Origin of the sequence: Oerskovia paurometabola (genome assembly GCF_016907365.1) — a bacterium.
Lineage (GTDB): Bacteria > Actinomycetota > Actinomycetes > Actinomycetales > Cellulomonadaceae > Oerskovia > Oerskovia paurometabola.
This window is the reverse complement of sequence record NZ_JAFBBV010000001.1, coordinates 3633557-3654938: the sequence shown is the minus strand read 5'-3', so window position 1 is coordinate 3654938 and position 21382 is coordinate 3633557. Positions and strand designations below refer to the sequence as shown.

The window sequence follows — 21382 nt, the reverse complement described above, 5'->3', positions numbered from 1 at the left end:
GCACCGGCACCGGCACCGTGGAGGGGCTCGGCCTCAGCCTCAGCCCCGGGCCACGATCCGGTCCAGACGGCGCAGCGACAGCCGGATCATGAGGTCCAGCACGCGCGCGGCGAACGGGGCCGTCACGGCCTTGGGCAGCGGGCCGGCGAGGTACACGTCCTCCCACCAGGTCACGGCGCACCGGGCGACCGGCTCGTGCGGCGACGCGGCGGGCAGGTGATGGCCGGCGAGGGGCACGACGACGATCCCCGCCTCCCCGAGCAGCGCCGGCCCGAGCTTCAGGTAGGTCGCGCGACCTGCCTGTCCCTCGGCCCCTGGCGGCTCCCACCGCGTGATCCGCATCCGGTCGGGGAAGCCCGGCGCACCCTGCGGGGCGAACGGTCCCGAGACCATCGTGAACTCAGCCCCGACCCCGGGCCGCCAGGTCGTCGCAGGCACCGGTGAGCCACCGGCCCCGTGGAACACACCGCGGCTGAGCGGCACCCACCGCGGGTGCGTCCGTACGTCCGCGACGAGCGCGAACGCGCGCTCGGCGCTGATCGGGAGCACGTGCGTGAGCTCGACCCGTCCGGGCGTGCGAACCTCCGCCTGGTCCCCAGGTGTCACGAGGACTTCTTGGGGCGGCGCCACCGCACCGACCGGATGCCCCGTGGCGGGCCGTCCGCCCCGGTCCTGCCACCGGCCCGTCGTGCGGCGGCTCGCTCGGCGGCCTCGTCGACCACTCCCGGTCCCGCACCCGGCACCGGGGCGTCGACGACGCCGAGCCGGTCGGCAGGTGCGGGGACGAGCAGCGGGGGAGCGGAGCCGTCAGGCACCTCGACGACCTCCAGCACGGGCCGGAACCCCAGGGGCGGCGGACCGAAGGCCCGCCTCGTCTGGCTGATCACGGTCTTGCCGAGGGCCCGCGATCCCGCGACCCCCACGACCGCACCCACGCCGAACGGCACGAGCCGCCCGATCGCGAGGCCGCCGTGCTTGACCATCTGCGTGCGCAGGAACTTGTTCGTCAGGGCCTTGTTGACCTGCTTGATCGTGCTCGACGGCATGCTCGTCATGAGGACCTTGCCCCAGGCCATGGCGGACCCGCCCACAGCCTTCTCGACCTGCTGCGACCCCTTGTCCCCGAGGACCGACGCGAGGAGGAGGGCGCGGCGGCGCGCGGCGTCGTCGACCTCGAAGCCGTACACGTCCGCGACCGCGAGCGAGAACGCCGCCGAGGACCCGAAGTACGTCGCGACGTCGCTCGCGGTCAGCGCGATGCCCACGCCCGTGCCGACGGCCGGGAAGGCCGCGGCCGCCCCCACCGCGCCGCCGGCCGTCCCGATGACCATGAGGTACTCGCGCTCGAGGATGCCGATGATCTGCGCGGGGGTCGCGTGCGGGTTGCGGCGGCGCAGGCCGTCGACGTGCGCATGGATGGCCGACGACGGGATGGTGACCGCCTTGTCCAGGGCGGCGTCGAGCAGGGGCGTGCCGCGCAGGTCTCCCCAGTCGTCGGTCGGCGCCCCCTCGGGGACGTCCTGGACGGCCGTCAGGCGCGTGTGCGGCTGCGGCACGGGTCGTACGCTGTCCGACGTTCCCCAGACGGCCATCTGGGCGTCGGTGTCCTTCTTCTTGCGACCCATCGGACGACTCCCTCCTGTGGCTCCTGGTGACCCCACGACCCGTGGCCGCGGGGTCAGGCGGCGATCACTCGCCGACCGCACCCACGACCGGGCCGAAGGTGTGCTCCACTGTCGCACCGTTCTTGACCGTTCGCCCCACGGTGCACGTGGTCTCGATCGCGCGGTCCGCGACCTTGAGGAGACGCTCGCGCGCGTCGTCCTCGAGGCCCGTCAGGTCGATCTCGAAGTGCTCCGTGATGGCCGTGTAGCGGTCCTCGGCCATGTCCTTGGCGCCGTCGACGCGGATCGTCACCTCGTAGTCGTCACCGAGGCGGCGGGCGAAGGGAGCGTCGCTGCTCATGCCCGCACACGCGGCCAGCGCGATCTTGAGGAGCTCGCCCGGGGTGAAGACCGCGCCCGCGCTCGCGGGGCCGATCGACACGCTCGCGCCGCGCGCCGAGAAGCCGGTGTAGGTGCGGGTGCCGGTGCGCTCGACCCACAGGGCGTCCGTCGGTGACGGGGACGACGCGGGGATCTCTTCGGCGGCTGTGGGGTTCGTCATGCTGCTGATCTTCCCATCCTCGGGGCCGTGCCGATCCGGGTGCTCGGACCGCAGGACGCCCGGTGGTCCGGAGCGCGCTGCGGTGATCGGGTTGCCTACACTCGCAACATGCCTGAGCAGCAGCCGATTCCCACGCCCTACGAGGACCTCCTCCGGCTCGTCCTGGAGACCGGGACGCACAAGTCGGACCGCACGGGGACGGGGACGCGCAGCGTCTTCGGCCACCAGATGCGCTTCGACCTGTCGCAGGGCTTCCCGCTCGTGACGACCAAGCGCGTGCACCTGAAGTCGATCGTCTACGAGCTGCTGTGGTTCCTGCGCGGCGACTCGAACGTGCGCTGGCTCCAGGAGAACGGCGTGAAGATCTGGGACGAGTGGGCCGACGAGGACGGCGAGCTCGGCCCCGTCTACGGCGTCCAGTGGCGCTCGTGGCCCACGCCCGACGGCCAGCACGTCGACCAGGTCAGCCAGGTCCTCGAGACCCTGCGCACCAACCCGGACTCGCGCCGCATGATCGTCTCGGCGTGGAACGTGGGCGAGCTCGACAAGATGGCCCTGCCGGCCTGCCATGCGTTCTTCCAGTTCTACGTCGCCGACGGCAGGCTCTCGTGCCAGCTCTACCAGCGCAGCGCGGACCTGTTCCTGGGCGTCCCGTTCAACATCGCCTCCTACGCGCTGCTCACGCACATGGTCGCGGCGCAGTCAGGGCTCGAGGTCGGCGACTTCGTGTGGACGGGCGGCGACTGCCACATCTACGACAACCACGTCGAGCAGGTGCGCGAGCAGCTCAGCCGTGAGGCCTATCCGGCCCCGACGCTGCGCCTGGCTCCGCGCGACTCGTTGTTCGACTACACGTACGAGGACGTCGAGGTCGTGGGCTACCAGCACCACCCGACGATCAAGGCCCCGGTGGCGGTGTGAGCCGTCCGGCGCTCGGGCTGGTCTGGGCCCAGGCGCGCGACGCCGCGGGCCGTCCCGTGATCGGTGCCCGCGGCGGGATGCCGTGGCACCTGCCCGAGGACCTGGCGCACTTCCGCCGCGTCACCACGGGTCACCCGGTGGTCATGGGTCGCGTCACGTGGGACTCGCTCCCGCCGCGCTTCCGTCCCTTGCCGGGACGGCTCAACGTGGTCGTCACGCGCCAGGAGGGCTGGGTGCCCGACGGCGCCGCCCCCCCGGGCGGAACCGGCACCGGCGTCGTGGTCGCCCCGTCCGTCGAGGAGGGGCTGGCGCGCGCGTCGGCCGCCGCCGAGGAGTCGGGCTCGGGACAGGTCTGGGTCATGGGCGGCGCGCAGATCTACGCCGCGACCCTGCCCCTCGCGGACCGCTGCGTGGTCACGGAGATCGACCTCGTGGTGGACGGCGACGCCTTCGCGCCCGCGCTCGGGGCCGGTCCGGACGGTGACTGGGCGCTCGCGGGCGGCGCGGCGGGCGATCCCGGCACGGACGGGGACGGATGGCAGGCCTCGGCCGACGGCGTCAGGTTCCGGTTCCGCACGTACGAGCGACGGCCCTAGCCGGGCAGGGCCGGACCAACCCGGCCGCGTCCTCGTCTGCGGGTGCGCTTCCGGGCGTGCGGGTCGATCCTTGTCGTGCACCGCGACCTGCGACCCCGGAGGCCCCGCATGACGACCGAGACCACGCTCGCCGAGTCCTTCGACGGACGCCGGTTCACGTACCGCCTGCCGAGGGAGTCGAGCATCGGGCCGGGGGACTTCGTGACGATCGGCGTCACGTTCCCGGAGGCGGCCGAGCACCCCGGCGACGCCCTGGTGATGGGGCAGGTCCTGACGCGTGCGACCAAGGCGGGTGACGCCGTCGGGCACGGGCGGGTCCTCGGGGAGCTGCGCCCGGACGGCACGGTGGCCGGGTCCGGGGGCGACCCGTTCACGTCGCACGACCTCGCGCCTGCCGGCGCCGGGGTGCTCGAGGCGCTCCAGGCGCGCGAGCGCGCGACCCTGCGCATCGGCGAGCTGCACCACAGCCGCGGGAACGTCGACGCCCTGCTCCAGCCGCACCGCTTCAACCGGCACACGTTCCTGTGCGGGCAGTCGGGGTCGGGCAAGACGTACGCGCTCGGGGTGCTCCTCGAACAGCTCCTCATCGACACCGACCTGCCCATGGTCATACTCGACCCGAACTCCGACTTCGTGCGGATCGGCGAGCTGCTCGAGTCCGCGTCGCCCGACGACGCCGCGCGTCTTGGCGAGCTCGACGTGCGCGTCCTGCGCAACGACGGCGACCACCACCCCGTGACCGCCCGGCTGACCGCCATGGAGGCCGCGAGCCAGGCCGCCGTCCTGCAGCTCGACCCGCTGACCGACCGCGGCGAGTACAACACGTTCCTGCGGATGCTCGAGAGCGCCGAGGGGCCGGGGGACCTCGCGGGCGCGGTCGGCGCGGCCGCGGCAGGTCACCGGAGCATCGCGGCCGAGGGCATGCTCAACCCCCACTCGATCCCCTCGGCCCTGCGCGCGACGGGGGAGCCCGACGCGCTGCGCCTCGCCCAGCGGGTCGAGAACCTGGGGATCCTGGACTGGGACGTGTGGGCGGGCGTCGGGCAGTCGGTCAGCGAGGTGCTCGACGAGGGGCCGCGCGCGGTGGTGGTCGACCTCGGCAGCCTGCACACGCACGAGGAGCAGCTCGCGGTCTCGCTCGCGCTGCTCGACGACCTGTGGGCGGGCCGGGCCGAGCGCAAGCCGCGCCTCGTCGTGATCGACGAGGCGCACAACGTGGTCTCGGCCGAGCCCGCGACCCAGCTCCAGCGCCTCACGACCGAGCGCGTGATCCAGATCGCGGCCGAGGGGCGCAAGTTCGGGCTGTGGCTGCTGCTCTCGACCCAGCGGCCCTCCAAGATCCACCCCAACGTGCTCTCGCAGTGCGACAACGTGATCGTCATGCGCATGAGCTCGCCCGCCGACCTGGCTGAGCTCGAGGCCGTCTTCGGCTTCGCGCCGCCCGAGCTCCTCGCGGCCACGCCCTTCTTCCGGCAGGGCGAGGCGCTCGTCGCGGGAGGGTTCGTGCCCGCCCCGGCGATCATCCAGATGGGAGCGCGGCGAACGGTCGAGGGCGGCTCGGACGTGCCGGTGCCGATGCCGGGCTGACGGGTCCCCGCGTGCCCGGCAGGCGTGCGACCACCGTGAGGCCGCCACCCTCGCGCGGCTCGGCCGTGACCTGGCCGCCGTGGGCGGCCGCGACCGAGCGGACGATCGACAGCCCCAGCCCGACGCCGCCGCGCACGTAGCCCCCGCGGCGGTCGGCCACGGCGCCGTCGCGGCCGAGCCGCCGGAACGGCTCGAACAGTGCTTCGACCTCGTAGGACGGCACGACGGGGCCCGTGTTGGACACCGCGACCTCGACCGAGCCGGCCGGTCCGGGGCGCGTCGCGACGGCCACGCGGCCGCCCGGCTCGTTGTAGCGCACGGCGTTGTCGACGAGGTTCTGGACGAGGCGTTCGAGCAGGACCGCGTCGCCCTGCGTCGGGGTCGTCTCGGCGTCGAGGTGCAGGTCGACGCCGCCGTCCCGGGCCGCGGTCCCGGCGGTCGCGAGGGCCTGGGCGGCGACCTCGGCGAGGTCGACGGGCTCGGGGACGAGCGGCGCCTGGTCCACGGCGGCGAGCGTCAGGAGGCCTTCGATGAGGCGCTCCTGGCGTGCGTTCACGGCGAGCAGCGTCGTCCCCAGGTGGCGCGCGTCGTCGTGCGTGCCGGGGTCGTCGAGCGCGACCTCGAGGACGGTACGGGTGATCGTCAGCGGGGTGCGCAGCTCGTGCGACGCGTTCGAGACGAACCGTCGCTGGCCGTCGAACGCCCGGTCGAGGCGTTCGAGCATCTGGTCGAACGTGTCCGCGAGGTCCTTGAGCTCGTCGTCGGGGCCCGTGTGCGCGATGCGCTCGTGCAGGTTGTCGTCCGCGACGCGGCGGGCCGTGGCCGTGATCCGGTGCAGCGGGGCGAGCGCGCGCGACGACATGACCCACCCGAAGCCGACCGCGAGGACCCCGATCCCGAGCAGCGCGAGGATCGACCACGTGAGCACGTTGCGCAGCGTGGCGTCGCGGGCCTCCTGGTTGTTGAGCTCGACGACCCGGCGCAGGTCCGCGAACGGGTCGGCCGCGGACGTGAGGGGCATCGCGGGGTCGACCGTCTCCGCGGCGTGCAGCGGGAAGGTCTGCCCCGCGGTCAGCTCGGCAGTCAGCGACGGGTCGAGGGTCGAGTACGTACCGAGGTCGGACGCCTCGACCGCGCCCACCGCGAGGCCGACCGAGTCGACGGGCTGCCGGTCGATCGCCGTCGCGAGCAGGACGTACAGGACCGCGATGAGCACGGCACCCGCGACGACGAACGCCACGGCGTAGACGGCCGTGAGCCGGGCCCGCAGGGTCGGGCGAAGCGCGAGGCGGGGGAGCCTCACGGGACCCGGTACCCGACGCCCGTGACGGTCTCGACGAGCGACGCCTCCCCGAGCTTGCGGCGCAGCTGCTTGATGGTGAAGCGCACGACGCCCGTGAAGGGGTCGATGTTCTCGTCCCACACCTTCTCGAGGAGGTGCTCGGCCGACACCGGCCGTCCGTCGGCGCGCAGCAGCTCCTCGAGGACGCCGAACTCCTTGCGCGACAGGTGCACGAACGTGCCCTCGCGGTAGACCTCGTGCCGGCTCGTGTCGAGGCGCAGTCCCGAGCGTTCGAGCACGGGTGGGGCGGCCGGCCGGGCGCGGCGTCCCAGGGCGCGGACGCGGGCGCTCAGCTCGGCAAACGCGAACGGCTTGACGAGGTAGTCGTCGGCGCCGAGGTCGAGCCCGGTCACCCTGTCCAGCACGCCGCCCGACGCCGTGAGCATGAGGACGCGCGAGTCCCCGTCCGAGGCCACGATCGCCCGGCACACGTCGTCGCCGTGGACGCCCGGCAGGTCCCGGTCGAGCACGACGACGTCGTACGCGTTCGCGTCGATCCGGGCCAGGGCCTCGTGCCCGTCGAGCGCGACGTCGACCGCCATCGCGAGGCGTCGCAGGCCCGTCGCGACGGCCTGCGCGATGAGCTCCTCGTCCTCCACCACCAGTACTCGCACACCAGGAGCATGACGGTGAGCACTGTGAGATCTCTGTGAGGTCGCGGCTCACGAGGGCCTCACAGGGAGTCGGGTGGACTGCTCCTGAACCCGTTCCCGACGTGAGGATCATCATGAACAGCTCCCAGACCCGCCCTGGTGGGACGGCCCGCCCCGTGGCGCGCCGTCGCTCGGCCGCCGCGGCCTTCGTCGTCGCCCTGCTCACGGTCACGCTCTCGGCCTGCGCGCCCGACGACGCCCCGGACGTCGCGAGCGCCGGCGGCGGGAAGGGCGAGACCGGCCAGGCGGAGGACAAGAAGTCGTTCGAGGACATGACCGACGCCGAGCGCGACGACATGGCACGACAGTTCGCGAGCTGCATGCGCGACAACGGCATCGACATGCCCGACCCGGACACCGACGGGGGGCTGTCGGTCACGTCGGGCACCGCCGAGGCGGGCAGCATGGACGAGATGGACGCGGCCTTCGACGCCTGCAGGGAGTTCATGCCGAACGGCGGGGAGCCCCTGAAGATGACCCCCGAGGACCTCGAGGCCCAGCGTGAGTTCGCCAAGTGCATGCGCGAGCACGGCATGGACATGCCCGACCCGGACCCGAACGGCGGGATGACCGCGGCCGGCGAGGTGGGTGACGACATCGCGGCCTTCGAGGCCGCGCTCGAAGCGTGCAACGAGCCTGGGTCCGCCGGGCTCGGTGTCTTCGAGAGCGTGCCCGGAGGTGGCGAGTGAGCCGCCGGAGCGCGGTGCCCGGGGCGCCCGCTCCGAAGCGCCGCCGCGGGCTGGTGGTCGGTGGGATCGTGGGCACCGTGGTGATCGGCGCGGGCATCGTGCTGGCACTGACGGGGTTCGGCCGCGGGGACGTCCCGGCACCCGCCGCGACCGGTCCCGAGGAGACCGCGACCGTGACCCGGCAGACCCTCGTGCAGCGCTCGACGGTCAAGGGCACGCTCGGCCACGGCGAGGCCGTCGCTCGCGGGTACCAGGGGGCCGGCGGAGCCGACGGTGGGGGGACGGTGACGTGGCTGCCGGGCGTGGGCGACGTCGTCGACCGTGGGGGAGTGCTCTTCAAGGTCGACGAACGCCCGACCGTGCTCCTGCTCGGCACGCTGCCCGTGTACCGCGAGCTGGGCACGGGCGCCGAGGGCGAGGACGTGCGCCAGCTCGAGGAGAACCTCAAGGCCCTCGGCTACACGGGCTTCACCGTGGACACGAAGTTCACGGGCTCGACCGCCCAGGCGGTCACGAAGTGGCAGAAGGACCGCGGCGTCGAGAAGACGGGCACGGTCGGTCCGTCCGACGTCCTCGTGGCCGAGGGACCGGTGCGGGTCGACGCCCTGAAGGTGCGCGTCGGGGACGCCGCTGCCGCGGAGATCCTCACGACGACGGGTGTCGACCGGGCGATCTCGGTCGACCTCGACATCAGCGACCGCGACCGGGCCGTCGAGGGCGGCACCGTGACGGTCGAGCTGCCGGGAGGTGCGACGACGGAAGCGGTGGTCTCCGCCGTCGGGAGTCCCGAGGTCGTCGAGGACGAGAGCGGCATGCCCGGCGCCTCCGACAAGACCACGGTCCCCGTGACCGTGACGCTCCCCGACGGGACCGACGCCGACCCCGGCTCGGTCAAGGTCACGTTCGTCGCGGCCGAGCGCCCCGACGTCCTCACCGTGCCCGTCGCGGCGCTCCTCGCGCTCGCCGAGGGCGGGTACGGGGTCGAGGTCGTCGAGGACGGCACGAGCCGGATCGTGGCCGTGGAGACCGGGATGTTCGCCGACGGGAGCGTCGAGATCACGGGCGACGTGGTCGAGGGCGACGTCGTCGGGATGCCGTCGTGAGCGCGCTCGCCGTGGCGCGCGACGCCGTCGCCCACCCGCAGACCTGGGGCACCGCCACGGGCGCGGGCTCGCCGGGCACCGACCCCGGCGCGGGCGGCGGGCCCGTCGTGACCCTGCACGAGGTCTCCCGGGTCTTCCCGGGCGGGGTCGCCGCGCTGCGCGACGTCCACCTGGACGTCCACCGCGGCGAGCTGCTCGCGATCGTGGGGCCGTCGGGCTCGGGGAAGTCGACCATGCTCAACGTCATCGGGACGCTCGACCGGCCCACCTCGGGCCGGGTCCTGATCGACGACTTCCTCGTCGAGGACCTCGACGACCGCGAGGTGTCCGCGCTGCGCGCGAGCCGCATCGGGTTCGTCTTCCAGCAGTTCCACCTGGCGGTCGGGGTCTCGGCCCTCGACAACGTCGCCGACGGGCTGCTGTACCGGGGCGTCGGGCGACGCGAGCGACGCCGTCGGGCCGCCGAGGCGCTCGAGCGCGTGGGGCTCGGACACCGGTCGACGCACCGCCCGCACGAGCTGTCGGGCGGCGAGAAGCAGCGCGTCGCGATCGCGCGCGCCGTCGTCGGGGACCCGCCCCTGCTGCTCGCCGACGAACCCACGGGCGCGCTCGACACGGCCGCCGGGGCCGGCGTCATGGGCGTGCTGCAGGGTCTCAACGCGGCCGGGACGACGGTCGTCATCATCACGCACGACCGCGAGCTCGCAGCCTCCCTGCCCCGGCAGGTCGCGATGCGCGACGGCGAGATCGTCGCGGACGGCACCCTGCCCCCGAGCGGTGCGGGAACCGTCCTCGCGAACGTCCCGGCGACGGCGACCGACGAGGAGGCACCGTGCTGACCACGCTGCGCCCCGCGCGCCTCGGCCCGCCCGACGTCCTGCGCGTCGGCGCGACCGGGCTGCGCACCCGCCCGCTGCGGGCCGTGCTCTCGGCCCTGGGCATCGCGATCGGCATCGCGGCGATGGTCGCGGTCGTCGGGATCTCGAGCTCGTCGAGGGCAGAGCTCGACCGGACGCTCACGGCCCTCGGGACGAACCTCCTGCGCGTCGCGCCCGGGACCGACCTGTTCGGGGAGGCCGCGACCCTGCCGCCCGAGTCCGTCGAGATGGTGCGGCGGATCGCCCCGGTCGAGAACGCGACGTCGGTAGCCCAGCTCGACGCCAAGGCGTACCGCTCGGACCTGGTCCCGACGGGGGAGTCGGGAGGTATCGGCGTCTACGCGGCGGACCTCGACCTGCTCGAGTCCGTCGGTGGCACGGTCGCGGACGGCGCCTGGCTCTCGGAGGCGACGGCGCGGTACCCGGCCGTCGTCCTGGGGCACACGACCGCGAAGCGCCTGGGGATCACGACGCCGGACCCGGCCGTCAAGGTGTGGATCGGCGGCGAGTGGTTCACGGTCGTGGGCATCCTCGACCCCGTGCCGCTCGCCGCGGAGATGGACCTGGGTGCGCTCGTGGGTCGCGAGGCCGCGGTGACCTACCTGGACTGGGACGAGCTGCCGACCATGATCTACACGCGCACCCGCGAGGACGCCGTCGAGCAGGTCCGCGGTGTCCTCGGCGCCACGGCCAACCCGCAGGCGCCCAACGAGGTCGACGTCTCACGCCCGTCCGACGCGCTCGCGGCCCAGCAGGCCACCGACGAGGCGTTCACGGGACTGCTCGTCGGGCTCGGGGCGGTCGCGCTGCTCGTGGGCGGGATCGGGGTCGCGAACACCATGGTCATCTCGGTCCTCGAACGACGCGCCGAGATCGGCCTGCGCCGCTCGCTCGGCGCGACCCGGGGTCAGATCCGCGGGCAGTTCCTCGTGGAGTCGCTGGTGCTCTCGCTCATGGGCGGGGCCGCCGGGGTCCTGATCGGGATCGGTATCACGGCCGGGTACGCCACGTCCCAGGAGTGGCCGGTCTCCGTCCCGCCCGTGGTCGTGGTGGGCGGGCTCGTCGCGACGCTCGGGATCGGCGCGGTCGCGGGCCTCTACCCCGCGGTCAGGGCAGCACGGATGTCCCCCACGGAGGCGCTCACGGCGGTCTGACCCGCCCGGCGGGTCGTCAGAACGAGCGTGAGCCAGGGCTCACGCTCGTTCTGACGACCGGGCACCACGGTGGGACGACGGCGCAGCGTCGCCCCCGACGACGTAGCGTGCCTGCAGCCGGTGGCACCCGAAGGAGCAGGGTCGACCCCACCGACCGCGGCCTGCCTCGCCCGGCATGCCGCGCTCCGCACCACGACAGGGGACACATGCGCGCGCGAGCCGACCGGCACCTGACCGCGACCACGCTCGGGGCGGCGATCCTCGCCGTCGGGCTCGGGGCGTGCTCTCCCGGGGTGTCCGAGCCCGCCGAGACGCAGCCCGAGGCCACCGCGGTCGAGGCCCCCCCGGCGGACCCCGTCGAGCCCGTCGGCGCCGACGCGAACCCCTTCCTGGCAGGCGCGCCCTACGCCCACCCGGACATGCAGTCCGTGCGCGCCGCCGAGGCGCTCCGGACGAGCGACCCCGACGCCGCCGCGGCGCTCGACGTCATCAGCGAGGCGGGCGCGTCCCTGTGGGTCGGGGACTGGTTCGCGCCGGCGGAGGCCGAGACCCTCGTGCGCGACTACGCGACCGCCGCCAACCAGGCCGGACGCACCGGCATCGTCACGCTCTACGCGATCCCGGCCCGCGACTGCGGGTCCTTCTCCGCGGGCGGCCTGACCCCCGAGGAGTACCCGGCGTTCGTCCAGGCGGTCGCCGACGGGCTGCGCGGCACACGCACCGCCGTCGTGCTCGAACCCGACGCCCTGCCCGACCTCGGTGCGTGCCCTGAGCAGGGCGACCGCGCCGGGCTCCTGCGCCAGGCCACCGCCGCGCTCGCGGACGCGGGCGCGAGCGTGTACCTCGACGCCGGGAACTCGGCGTGGGTCGACGCACCGACCATGGCCGACCGGCTGCGGCAGGCCGGGATCGACGACGCCCGCGGCTTCGCGACCAACGTCTCCAACTACCGCACCACGGCCGACGAGCGCGCCTACGCCGACCGGCTCGCCGCGCTCCTCGGGACGCACTACGTCGTCGACACGTCGCGCAACGGGCTCGGGCCCCTGGGCGACGGGCCGCTCGACTGGTGCAACCCCGCAGGTCGGGCGCTCGGAGAGAAGCCCGGTGCGGTCGACGACGGCAGCGCCCTCGACGCGTACCTCTGGATCAAGGTCCCCGGCGAGTCCGACGGCGAGTGCGACCGCGGCGACCCGGCCGCCGGCACGTTCTGGCCCGAGTACGCGATCGGGCTCGTGGAGCGCGCGGGTTGGGACACTGCCGGGCCGGGACGCTAGGCTGTCGGGCGTCCCACCGGGCCCGATCCGCCGTGTTCGCGCCCACGCGCCTGTAGCTCAGGGGATAGAGCACCGCTCTCCTAAAGCGGGTGTCGCCAGTTCGAATCTGGCCAGGCGCACCACCACACCCCGCGGCATCAGGTCGGGATCGCCCGTCTCACCGCTCCTCGTGCCGCTCGACCGGCACCTCGGGCGCCCGGTCCCGCGCCGCCACCACCTGCTCCGCGAACTCCTCGACCGCCGTGACGACCGCGTCGAACCGCATCGAGTGGAACAGGTCGAACCCGTGCTGCGCCCCGGGTAGCTCGGCGTACACGACCGGGCTCGTCGAGGTTCCGCGCAGTCCCGCGACGAAGTGCCGCGCCCCCTCGACGGGGACCAGGGTGTCCTGGTCGCCGTGCACCACGAGGAACGGGGGCGCGTCGGGTCGCAGGTAGTCGCCCGGCGCCGACTCGACACCCGGGTCGCGGCCGCTGCCGTAGTACTCGCCGAAGTAGCCGTAGAGGCACACGGCCCCGACCACGGTGGTGTCGGCATCCTCGAAGCCGGGCTGGAACCGAGGGTCGCGGGGAGTGAGGGCCGCGAGGGACGCGAGGTGCGCGCCCGCGGAGCTGCCCGCGACGAGGACGCGGGAGGTGTCGGCCCCGTGCTCGGCGCCGTGGGCCCGGACCCAGGCGAGCACTCGCTTGGCGTCGATCAGGTGCCCGGGGAAGTTCGTCGTCGGGCGCAGGCCGTAGTTCGCGCTCACGCACACCCACCCGCGGCTCGCGAGCCGCGACAGCATCGCGCGGGCCTCGAGCTCCTTGCGTCCGCTCACGTAGCCGCCGCCGTGGAAGTAGACGAGAGTCGGGCCGTCGGCCGGACGCGACCGGGGGCGGTAGACGTCGAGCCGGCGCTCCCGGCGACCTGGCTCCCCGCCGTCCCCGACGTCGCTGCCCCCGCCGACCCCACCCTCGACTTCCTCGCCATAGGCGAGGTCGGCCAGCCGCTCGACGTCGCGCCGGCGCACCGCGAACGGCGCCAGGAGGATCTGCGTCCAGGGCAGGCGGCGGTTCGTGACCGTGCCCGGCCCCACGTGGAGGTCGTCGACCAGGGCGTGGTCGAGCACGGGTGCCGCCCGCAGGCCGCGTCGGGCGACCAGGAGCAGGCCGAGCGCCGTCAGCACGGCCAGGACGAGCGTGACGCGTCCTCCCGGCGCCCCGAGGTCGCCGTCGGCGACCGCGACCGCCGTGATCGCACCGAGGGCGAGGAGCAGGGCGAACGGCTGCTCGTTGACGAGGACGCTCATCCGGAAGGCGAGGCGTCCCAGCCGAGGAGGTCGGCGGGCGGGGGTGAGCGACGCCGTCGTGCAGCAGGCGACGAGCAGGACGGGCACGAGGTACCCGATGGGCATGGCGGCTCCTTCGCTGCCGGTGGGTGCGGCGCACCCCTGGTTCCCGGTCTACACCGGCGCGCACGGAGGTGCGCGCCGGGCCGTCCGGTCGCAGCGGCGGCCTGGTTTCAGCGCGGCGGGCGAATGCGGCTCGCGCCGCACCGGCTCAAAGTAGTTGAAAGGCGAACCGAATTCCTGGCGGGTGCCGGATCGGTAGGAGATCCGGGACGGCTCGGACCGGGTGCGAGTTTTCGGCAGCGCCCACTTTTGTGGGCGATTCCCCGAGCAGCCCCGGCGGGACGGGCAACGATCACCGGACCTCATGTCCCCGACCTGGGGGCGTGCCCGGGCCGACGTGTCACCAAGGTCGCCAGGGTGAGGCGTGGCTGGGGCGACGGATCCTCCACGATCGCGGGCAGACGATTCGTCGCACCTTTCCGGAATCGATGTCCACGGCGCCGTGCATCGGCCTCGCGGTTCCCCGGGTGCTATTTCTGGCTGTCGCCGCGCGCATTGATGAGCCGTTCTCCATGCACATTTACGGGGCCGATGACAAAGACCCGCTCGGTCGGACCGCACGTCCGCTCTCGGCCTTCGACAAACCTTCGTCCATCTGCTGATCGCGACCCGTCCGCGAGACGCCCCACCAGCGGGTTCAGCGCGGCGGCCCCCTCTAGGCTGGAGGGGCTTCCGGGGATGGCCGGGGGCCATCGCCGGAAGGGCATCACGCATGAGCGACGTTCTGCACGACGACCGTAGGACCGACCCGCCGGGCATCGAGGGGTTCCGGCACAGCAGGCAGTGGGTGTTCGGCACCATGCTGGTCTCCGCGCTGATCAGCCTGACCGCCTCGTTCGTCCTGTCCTACGACGCGGTCCTGCTCGCAGCGAACCCCGCGGCCGAGCTCTCGTGCAACGTCAACGAGGTCCTGTCCTGCGGTGCCGTCGGGGTCGCGTGGCAGTCGTCGCTGTTCGGCTTCCCCAACGCGTTCCTGGGGCTGATCGCGGAGCCCGTGGTGATCACGATCGCGGTCGCGAGCCTGGGAGGGGTGCGGTTCCCGCGCTGGTTCATGTTCTCCGCACAGGTCGTGTACGCGCTGGGCCTGATCTTCGCCTACTGGCTCTTCTACCAGTCGATGTTCGTGATCGGCGCGCTGTGCCCCTGGTGCCTGCTGGTCACGCTCTCGACGACGCTCGTCTTCATGACGCTGCTGCACTGGAACATCATCGAGGGCAACCTGTACCTGCCGGCCAGGGCGCAGGAGCGTGCGCTGTCCTTCGTCCGCTCGGACGCGGACGTGTTCCTGACGGCGACGTGGGTCGTCCTGATGATCGCGGGCGTCCTGCTCAAGCACGGGTCCAAGCTCTTCGGCTGAGCACCGCGAGCGGTCGGGCCGGGGGAGGTCCTCGGCCCGACGGCGCCGCTCGGTCGTCCAGGAACAATCCGCCGCATCTAACTGGACGCTTGTCCATCTCTGCGTCACCGTGGTCGTCCTCACATTTGACGAATGCGCGAAGACCTTGCAGAATCATCTCTGACGGTGCGTATCGCCTGCCCCCTGCGCGGTGCGCACCGTCCTCATACTCTTCCCGGCCCTCCCCCCGTGCGACGACGCACGCGAGGTAGCAGGCGCCGTCCCCCCTCAGAGCTCCCGGTCCGCGGCCCTCGGCCCCGTGACCGACCAGAAGTCACCGCCCACGGCGTGCCGGTCCCCGATCCTGCCGACCGGGCGGTTAGCGTGCGAGAGTGAACGCAGCCGCCCGCAACCCATCAGCCCGCGAGACCGTGGCCGATCCCGCCCGGCCGCTCACCGACCAGGACGCGCACGAGCGTGCCGCCCGCGGTGCGGCCCCGGACGTCGACGGCCCCACCACGCTCGCGAGGCCCACCCTCGTCGAGGCGCCGACCACGGCCGAGCTCGTCGAGGACGCCGTCCGGTCGTGGCGGGCCTCGCTCGTCGAGCTCGCGGGCGGGTCGTCGCTCGCCGACATCGGCCTGCTGGGCGACGCGGTCGTCGACCTCACGGCAGCCCACCCCTCGGGGGTGGCGCAGCTCTTCGCCGGGCGCCCGACCCGTCTGTCCAACCTGTTCCGCGAGGGCGCGTCGTTGCCTGCCGCCCGACGCCGGGCGCGCGCGGTCGTCGTCCGTTCGCAGGAGCACGCCCAGCGGTACGGCGTCGCGCCCACCTACCTCGCGATCGGCGTCACGACCTGGACCGAGGGCGAACCCTCGCGCCTCGCGACCGACGACGTCGCCGCCCTCGCGCACGTCGCGGGCACCACGTACAGCCGGACCATCGACGGCGCGACGGGCCTGCCCGCAGGACCCGCCGCCGAGGACCCGGCCGACCCGGCGCAGACCGCGACCACCCCGCCCACGGGGAGCGGCGCCGTCGGGCAGGGGGAAGGGCCCGCGCGCGACGGCGCCGAAGGACCCGACGCCGAGCCCACCCTCCCGCGGACCGTGCGCGCCCCCGTCCTCCTGCGCCCCCTCACGCTCACCCCGCGCGGCGACAGCGAGACCGACTACGACCTCACGCTCGAGCCGACCGTCGAGATCAACCCCGTCCTGGCCCGCACGCTGCGCGCCCACGGCGGCCTGATCGACCCCGTGACCCTCGCGCGCAGCGCGTTCACGCCCGCAGGCTTCGACCCCTCCGACGCGCTGGCCCGCATCACCGCCGTGGGCAAGGCCGTGCTGGGGGACTTCGAGCTCGCGCAGCGCGTCCTCGTCGGGACCTTCGTCCACCCCGGCCAGGTCCTCGTCGACGACCTCGACGAGCTGGCGTCGGGCCTCGAACGGCACGAGGTCGTCGCGGCCCTCGCCGGCTCCGAGGAGGCCGCGACCGCGCTCGCGCGCGAGCTCCCGGCCCCGCGCGTCGGCGACGCCGACCCGACCCAGGAGCGGGGCGTGGGCGACCTCGACCCCGCGCAGCGGCACGTCATCGACGCGCTCGCGACCGGCAGCCACCTGTTCGTCGACGCGCCCCCCGGGGCCGACACCGCAGGAACCATCGCAGCCGTCGTCGCCGAGGCCGCGGCGAGCGGCCGCAGCATCCTCTACGTCCCGGGCCACCGACGCTCCGCGGAGACCCTCTCGACCCGGCTCGCCGCGCTCGGCCTCGACGGGCTGCTGCTCGACATCGCCCCCGAACCCACGTGGCGGACCACGGCCTCGCAGCGCCTCCTGGGGGCCATGGCCGCCGAGGGGGAGACGGTCGACACCGACGCCGTCGCGCGCGTCCGCGACGGACTGCTGGGTGCGCGCGCACAGCTCTCGGGCTACATCGAGTCCCTGCACCTGGTCCGCGAGCCCTGGGGCGTGTCCGCCTACGCGGCACTGCAGGCCCTCGCCCGGCTCACCGCGCAGCGCCCCGCCCCCGGCACGACCGTCCGCCTGGGCCCCGAGGTCACGGTCCGCATCGGCGCCGAGCGCCGGGCCGAGCTCTCGGCCCGCCTCGTGCGCGCCGCCGAGGTCGGGGCCTTCACGCTCCGCTCGACGTCGACGCCCTGGTTCGGCGCGGACATCACGAGCGCCGAGAACGCGCAGGACGCCCTGCTGCGGGTCCAGCGGCTGTCGGGGCAGACGCTGCCCCAGCTCCGCGAGCAGGTGGCCTCCGTCGCGACGACGACGGGGCTGACCACCGCCACGACCGTCCGGCAGTGGGGCGACCAGCTCCGCATGCTCGGCGGGATGCGCGGGACGCTCGACGCGTTCCAACCCATGATCTTCGAGCGCACCGCGACCGACCTCGTCGAGGCGACGGGCACGCGCGAGTGGCGCGCGGAGAACGGCATCGACATGGGCTGGGGGCTTCGCCGACGCCTGCGCCGGCAGGCCAAGGACATGCTCCGCCCAGGCGTCCGCGTCCCCGACCTGCACGCCGCGCTCATCCAGGTCCAGGCGCAGCGCGCGGTCTGGCAGGCGCAGTGCCCGCGCGGCGGGTGGCCGACCCTCCCCGAGGGGCTCGCCGCGATCGAGGACACGTACGAAGCCGTCCGGATCGACCTCGAGTACCTCGACCCCGTCCTCGCCACGACCCCCGTCGGGTCCGACCTGCTCGACCTGCCCATCAGCGAGCTGGCCGTGCGCCTCGCGAGCCTCGGCGAGGACCAGGAGGCCCTCGACAACCTGCCCGCGCGGACCTCCGCGCTGCGGACCCTGCGCGACGAGGGCCTCGGCGACCTGCTCGACGACCTCTCGGCCCGCCGCGTCGAGCCCGAGCTCGTGGGACCCGAGCTCGACCTCGCCTGGTGGAGCTCGGTGTTCGAGCAGATCCTCGCGCAGGACCCGGCGCTCGCGGGCCAGGACGGCGCGGGCCTCGAAGCGCTGGCACGCCGGTTCCGCGACCTCGACCGCACGCACGTCGCCGCACTGTCCGCTCCGGTCCGGCTCGCGGTGCGCGAGCACCTCGGCGCCGCGATGCGCGACCACCGGGCCGAGGCCGAGGCGCTGTTCACCGAGCTCCTCGAAGGCCGGATGACGAGCCTGCGCGACGCCCACGAGCGCTACCCCGAGGTGCTGCGGCGCCTGCGGCCGTGCGTCGTCGCGTCCCCGACCCTGGTGCCGCACCTGTTCACCCCGACGCGCACCGTCGACCTCGTCATCCTCGACGCCGCGCAGCACATCCCGGTCGAGCTGGTCCTGTCCTCGCTCGCGCGCGGTCGTCAGGTCGTCGTGTTCGGCGACCCGCGGGCCGCCTCGGGCACGACCGTGGGCGAGCTCGCGGAGATCCTGCCGACCGTCGCCCTGTCCGCGGGCGGGACCCGCCGCGACCCCTACCTCACGGCCTTCCTCGCCGCGCACGGCTACGAGGGCGTCCTGCGCCCGAGCCCGCTGCCCCGGGCCGAGCCGCTCGTCCACCTCGACCTGGTCGACGGTGCCGGCATGCCGGACCCGGCGTCCGGGGCGGTCGAGAGCACGCAGGCCGAGGTCGACCGCGTCGTCGAGATCGCGATCGAGCACGCCATGACCCGACCCGAGGAGTCGCTCGCGATCGTCACGGTGAGCTCGGTGCACGCCGACCGGATCCGTGACGCGCTCCTCGGCGAGGTCCGGCAGAACCCGGCCCTGGCCGTGTTCTTCTCGGGCGCTCGCGCCGAGCCCGTCGTGGTCGCCGAGGTCTCGGGCGTCGCGGGGCTCACCCGGGACGCGATCGTCCTGTCCATCGGGTACGGGCGGACCCCGCACGGTCGCGTGCTGCACCGCTTCGGCGTGCTCAACGCACCGGGCGGCGACGCCATGCTCCTCGACACCCTGGGCTCGACCCGTCGGCGCCTGCACGTCGTCACGTGCTTCACGGCGTCCGACCTCGACCCCGAGCGTCTGCGCGGGCGCGGGGCCAAGCTCCTCGCGGAGGTCCTCGACCTCGCCGAGCAGCGCAGCGGCCGCGCCGACCAGGTCACGCTCGGCAACGGCGTGGACGTGGGCGGCAACCCCGACCGGCTCGTGATCGACCTCGCGGAGCGCCTGTGGCGTGCGGGGCTCGTGGTCGAGACGGACTACGGCGTGGTCGGCGGCGACCGGATCCCGCTGGTCGTCGGTCACCCCGACATCCCGGGCGAGCTGCTGGTCGCGGTCCTGACCGACGACGACGCCTACGTCGCCGAACGCAGCGTGCGGGTGCGCGACCGCCAGCTCGCCGAGCGTCTCGAGCGTACGGGCTGGGTCGTCGCGCAGGTGTGGTCCGCTGCGGCGTTCCTCGACCCCGCGAAGGAGGCCGAGCGTATCCGCCGGGTCGTCCAGGCGGTGCGCGACGCGCGGCTGCCGGAGATCGGCGGGATCGCGCAGACGGGTGGGCGCGACCGCATCGTCGTCGTGCCGACGGTCGCGGACGACGAGTTCGGGACGGACTGACGGGTCGGCCGGGGTCGGCCGTTCGCATCGTGGCTGGCGGGGGCCAGGGGACGCGTCGGGGCCGGCCGGGGCGCTGAGACAATGGGGTCGTGACCCCCGTCGATCCTGCCCCTGCCCCCGACGCCCCGGCCGACCCGGCAGCGCCCACCGCGCCGCGCCGTCGGTCGCGCCGCGTCGTGCGCCCGGGCACCGAGCAGGCGGGCGTCGCGGGCCTGGGGTCCGACGACGACGCCGCGGTCTGGGGCGACGTCCGACCGGGCGCGTCGACCGACAGCCACGACGCCGAGCTCTTGCGCGACGTGCCGCCGCACTGGTCCTGAGGGTCGCTCGGCCTGCTCTGCCTGCTCTGCCGGTCCCGCTCGACGCCCGCTGCAGGTGTGGCGTGGCCCGAGTACGAACGCCCCGCCGGAAGACCGGCGGGGCGTTCGTGGACGGCGCGTGAGCGGTCAGCGGCCGCCAGGACCGTCGGTCGGGCCGCCGAACGGGCCGGTGCCCGTCGCAGGACCGGCGGGACCAGCGCCGCGCGCGTTCTGCGCGGCCAGCAGGTCGCGGATCTCCTGGAGCACCAGGACGTCCTCTGCGGGGGCCGCGGGGGCGGCCTCCTCGCCCTTCTTGCGCCGGGCCGCCAGGTGGTTCATGGGCAGCACGATGACGAAGTAGAGCGCCGCTGCCACGCAGAGGAACTTGAAGAGCGCGTCGAGGACGAGGCCGAAGCTGAAGATCGCCTCGTTGACCTCGAACGTCCAGACCTTGCTCAGGTCCTGCTTGCCGAAGATCGCCGCGACGAGCGGGTTGATGAGGCCGTCGACGATCGCCGTGACGACCTGGGTGAAGGCCGCACCGATCACGACACCGACCGCGAGGTCGATCGCGTTGCCGCGGAGCACGAAGTCCTTGAAGCCGTTGAACACGTTCTGCATACGGGGTTCCTTTCGAGAGGGCGCGGACCGGGTGCGCGCGGCGGTCTCGCGGCGGCGCCCGTGGCACGAGCGAGGTCCGGACGTGATCCTTCCATGCTCGTTGCGGCGCGACTCCGCACGTCTCGGAGGGGACGGTCCGGCTCAGGGCACCAGGACCACCGACAGGCCGCCCCAGTCGCCGACCCCGGCGAGCGCGGCGGCCTCCTGCGGGAGCACGGCGACGAGCGTGACGCCGCCCTCGGGCGTCCCGCCACCGAGCAGACCACCGGGCGAGGCTGGCGCCGGGGTCCCCGCCACCACGAGGGCGCGCCGCGCGAGGTGGCTGCCGGTCCCGGTCTCGCCGCTGGCCGTGGCCGCGAGCAGGTCGACCCGGTCGCCGGGATGCAGGAGCGCCGCCACGTCGGGGTCGGAGAGCCGCACGGGCGCCACGACGGTCCCGGTGGGGGCCATGGCGGCGAGGTCGCCCGCGGCGACGAGCGAGGGGGAGAGCGTCTGGCCGGGCGGCAGGGCGACCGAGGTGGTTCGCCCGACGGCGTCGCTCACCCTGGTCAGCGAGGTCTGGGGGGCGAGCGCGGCCGCGACGTGCACGACCGTGACGTCCTCCTCGACGAGCACCGTGCCGGCCTCGACCGCACGTGCCGTCGCGACCACGGGCCGGGTGTCCGGCGGGGGAGGGCTCAGGCGGTCGACCACGACGGCGGCGACCAGTCCGCAGCCCAGGGCGAGCGCCACGAGACGTGCGCGCCAGACGAGGGCGCGCAGGCGCCGTCGGGCAGTGGATGCACGGCGGCCCGACGGGCCGGTCGCGGTCGATGCAGGAGGAGCCATGCGGCGACGCTAGGTGCCCGCCGGGGCGGCCCGCGGCGCG

Annotated in this window: 19 protein-coding genes and 1 tRNA gene; 12 read left to right on the top strand and 8 right to left on the bottom strand. The window is 74.2% G+C overall.

Annotated features, from left to right (window positions below; translation table 11 throughout):
* Nucleotides 1–39: 39 nt before the first annotated feature.
* The 3 genes from JOD48_RS16315 to JOD48_RS16305 form a co-directional block, all read right to left on the bottom strand.
* Nucleotides 40–606, bottom strand: coding sequence for an SRPBCC family protein (locus tag JOD48_RS16315; RefSeq protein ID WP_204809805.1), 567 nt, complete (start codon nucleotides 604–606; stop codon nucleotides 40–42).
* Nucleotides 603–1625: a hypothetical protein gene (locus JOD48_RS16310; RefSeq protein WP_191791067.1), complete on the bottom strand. Its 1023-nt coding sequence runs from the start codon at nucleotides 1623–1625 to the stop codon at nucleotides 603–605. The genes JOD48_RS16315 and JOD48_RS16310 overlap by 4 nt, the downstream gene beginning before the upstream one ends.
* A 64-nt stretch (nucleotides 1626–1689) precedes the next feature.
* Nucleotides 1690–2166: an OsmC family protein gene (locus tag JOD48_RS16305; protein ID WP_191791066.1), complete on the bottom strand. Its 477-nt coding sequence runs from the start codon at nucleotides 2164–2166 to the stop codon at nucleotides 1690–1692.
* A gap of 108 nt (nucleotides 2167–2274) precedes the next feature.
* On the opposite strand from JOD48_RS16305, the gene JOD48_RS16300 reads away from it, so the two are divergent.
* The 3 genes from JOD48_RS16300 (at nucleotide 2275) to JOD48_RS16290 (ending at nucleotide 5270) form a co-directional block, all read left to right on the top strand.
* Nucleotides 2275–3087 carry a thymidylate synthase gene (locus JOD48_RS16300; RefSeq protein WP_204809804.1) on the top strand — a complete coding sequence of 271 codons (813 nt, stop codon included), beginning with the start codon at nucleotides 2275–2277 and terminating at the stop codon, nucleotides 3085–3087.
* Nucleotides 3084–3683 (top strand): dihydrofolate reductase, encoded by a 600-nt coding sequence (locus JOD48_RS16295; protein ID WP_204809803.1) that lies wholly within the window; start codon nucleotides 3084–3086, stop codon nucleotides 3681–3683. Before JOD48_RS16300 ends, JOD48_RS16295 begins: the two co-directional genes overlap by 4 nt.
* Nucleotides 3684–3791: 108 nt before the next feature.
* Nucleotides 3792–5270 carry an ATP-binding protein gene (locus JOD48_RS16290; protein ID WP_239527457.1) on the top strand — a complete coding sequence of 493 codons (1479 nt, stop codon included), beginning with the start codon at nucleotides 3792–3794 and terminating at the stop codon, nucleotides 5268–5270.
* On the opposite strand, the gene JOD48_RS16285 is transcribed toward JOD48_RS16290, so the two are convergent.
* Entirely contained in the window at nucleotides 5203–6573 is a 1371-nt protein-coding gene (locus tag JOD48_RS16285; RefSeq protein WP_204809802.1) for a sensor histidine kinase, read from the bottom strand. The two genes, JOD48_RS16290 and JOD48_RS16285, sit on opposite strands and share 68 nt — an antisense overlap.
* Complete coding sequence (locus JOD48_RS16280; RefSeq protein ID WP_204809801.1) at nucleotides 6570–7226, bottom strand: response regulator transcription factor; 657 nt, start codon at nucleotides 7224–7226, stop codon at nucleotides 6570–6572. The genes JOD48_RS16285 and JOD48_RS16280 overlap by 4 nt, the downstream gene beginning before the upstream one ends.
* Nucleotides 7227–7339: 113 nt before the next feature.
* Between JOD48_RS16280 and JOD48_RS16275 the strand changes: the two genes are divergently transcribed.
* The 6 genes from JOD48_RS16275 to JOD48_RS16250 all read left to right on the top strand — a co-directional run bounded on the left by JOD48_RS16275 (nucleotide 7340) and on the right by JOD48_RS16250 (nucleotide 12488).
* The gene (locus JOD48_RS16275) at nucleotides 7340–7954 is read left to right on the top strand and encodes a hypothetical protein (protein ID WP_204809800.1); all 615 of its coding nucleotides are present in this window, start codon (nucleotides 7340–7342) and stop codon (nucleotides 7952–7954) included.
* Nucleotides 7951–9057, top strand: coding sequence for a peptidoglycan-binding protein (locus tag JOD48_RS20245; RefSeq protein ID WP_204809799.1), 1107 nt, complete (start codon nucleotides 7951–7953; stop codon nucleotides 9055–9057). The genes JOD48_RS16275 and JOD48_RS20245 overlap by 4 nt, the downstream gene beginning before the upstream one ends.
* Nucleotides 9054–9896 carry an ABC transporter ATP-binding protein gene (locus JOD48_RS16265; protein WP_372440766.1) on the top strand — a complete coding sequence of 281 codons (843 nt, stop codon included), beginning with the start codon at nucleotides 9054–9056 and terminating at the stop codon, nucleotides 9894–9896. Before JOD48_RS20245 ends, JOD48_RS16265 begins: the two co-directional genes overlap by 4 nt.
* Nucleotides 9890–11089 carry an ABC transporter permease gene (locus tag JOD48_RS16260; protein WP_307824203.1) on the top strand — a complete coding sequence of 400 codons (1200 nt, stop codon included), beginning with the start codon at nucleotides 9890–9892 and terminating at the stop codon, nucleotides 11087–11089. The genes JOD48_RS16265 and JOD48_RS16260 overlap by 7 nt, the downstream gene beginning before the upstream one ends.
* Nucleotides 11090–11295: 206 nt before the next feature.
* A complete protein-coding gene (locus JOD48_RS16255; protein WP_204809798.1) occupies nucleotides 11296–12366 on the top strand; it encodes a glycoside hydrolase family 6 protein in 1071 nt (356 codons plus the stop codon).
* A gap of 46 nt (nucleotides 12367–12412) precedes the next feature.
* A tRNA-Arg gene (locus tag JOD48_RS16250) sits at nucleotides 12413–12488 on the top strand.
* A gap of 35 nt (nucleotides 12489–12523) precedes the next feature.
* Here JOD48_RS16250 and JOD48_RS16245 read toward each other — a convergent pair.
* On the bottom strand, nucleotides 12524–13759 hold the full coding sequence (locus JOD48_RS16245; protein WP_204809797.1) for an alpha/beta hydrolase: 1236 nt from the start codon (nucleotides 13757–13759) through the stop codon (nucleotides 12524–12526).
* A 709-nt stretch (nucleotides 13760–14468) separates the two neighbouring features.
* Between JOD48_RS16245 and JOD48_RS16240 the strand changes: the two genes are divergently transcribed.
* The 3 genes from JOD48_RS16240 (at nucleotide 14469) to JOD48_RS16230 (ending at nucleotide 19914) form a co-directional block, all read left to right on the top strand.
* Entirely contained in the window at nucleotides 14469–15113 is a 645-nt protein-coding gene (locus JOD48_RS16240) for a vitamin K epoxide reductase family protein (protein ID WP_204809796.1), read from the top strand.
* 371 nt (nucleotides 15114–15484) lie between these two features.
* Nucleotides 15485–19594 (top strand): PDDEXK-like endonuclease domain-containing protein, encoded by a 4110-nt coding sequence (locus tag JOD48_RS16235; protein WP_307824202.1) that lies wholly within the window; start codon nucleotides 15485–15487, stop codon nucleotides 19592–19594.
* Between the two features lie 89 nt (nucleotides 19595–19683).
* Nucleotides 19684–19914, top strand: a complete 231-nt coding sequence (locus JOD48_RS16230; RefSeq protein WP_191791056.1) for a hypothetical protein — start codon at nucleotides 19684–19686, stop codon at nucleotides 19912–19914.
* Nucleotides 19915–20040: 126 nt separating this feature from the next.
* Here JOD48_RS16230 and mscL read toward each other — a convergent pair whose 3' ends face one another.
* Nucleotides 20041–20514, bottom strand: coding sequence for a large conductance mechanosensitive channel protein MscL (mscL, locus tag JOD48_RS16225; RefSeq protein WP_204809795.1), 474 nt, complete (start codon nucleotides 20512–20514; stop codon nucleotides 20041–20043).
* A 141-nt stretch (nucleotides 20515–20655) separates the two neighbouring features.
* The gene (locus JOD48_RS16220) at nucleotides 20656–21342 is read right to left on the bottom strand and encodes an SAF domain-containing protein (protein WP_204809794.1); all 687 of its coding nucleotides are present in this window, start codon (nucleotides 21340–21342) and stop codon (nucleotides 20656–20658) included.
* Nucleotides 21343–21382: the final 40 nt, after the last annotated feature.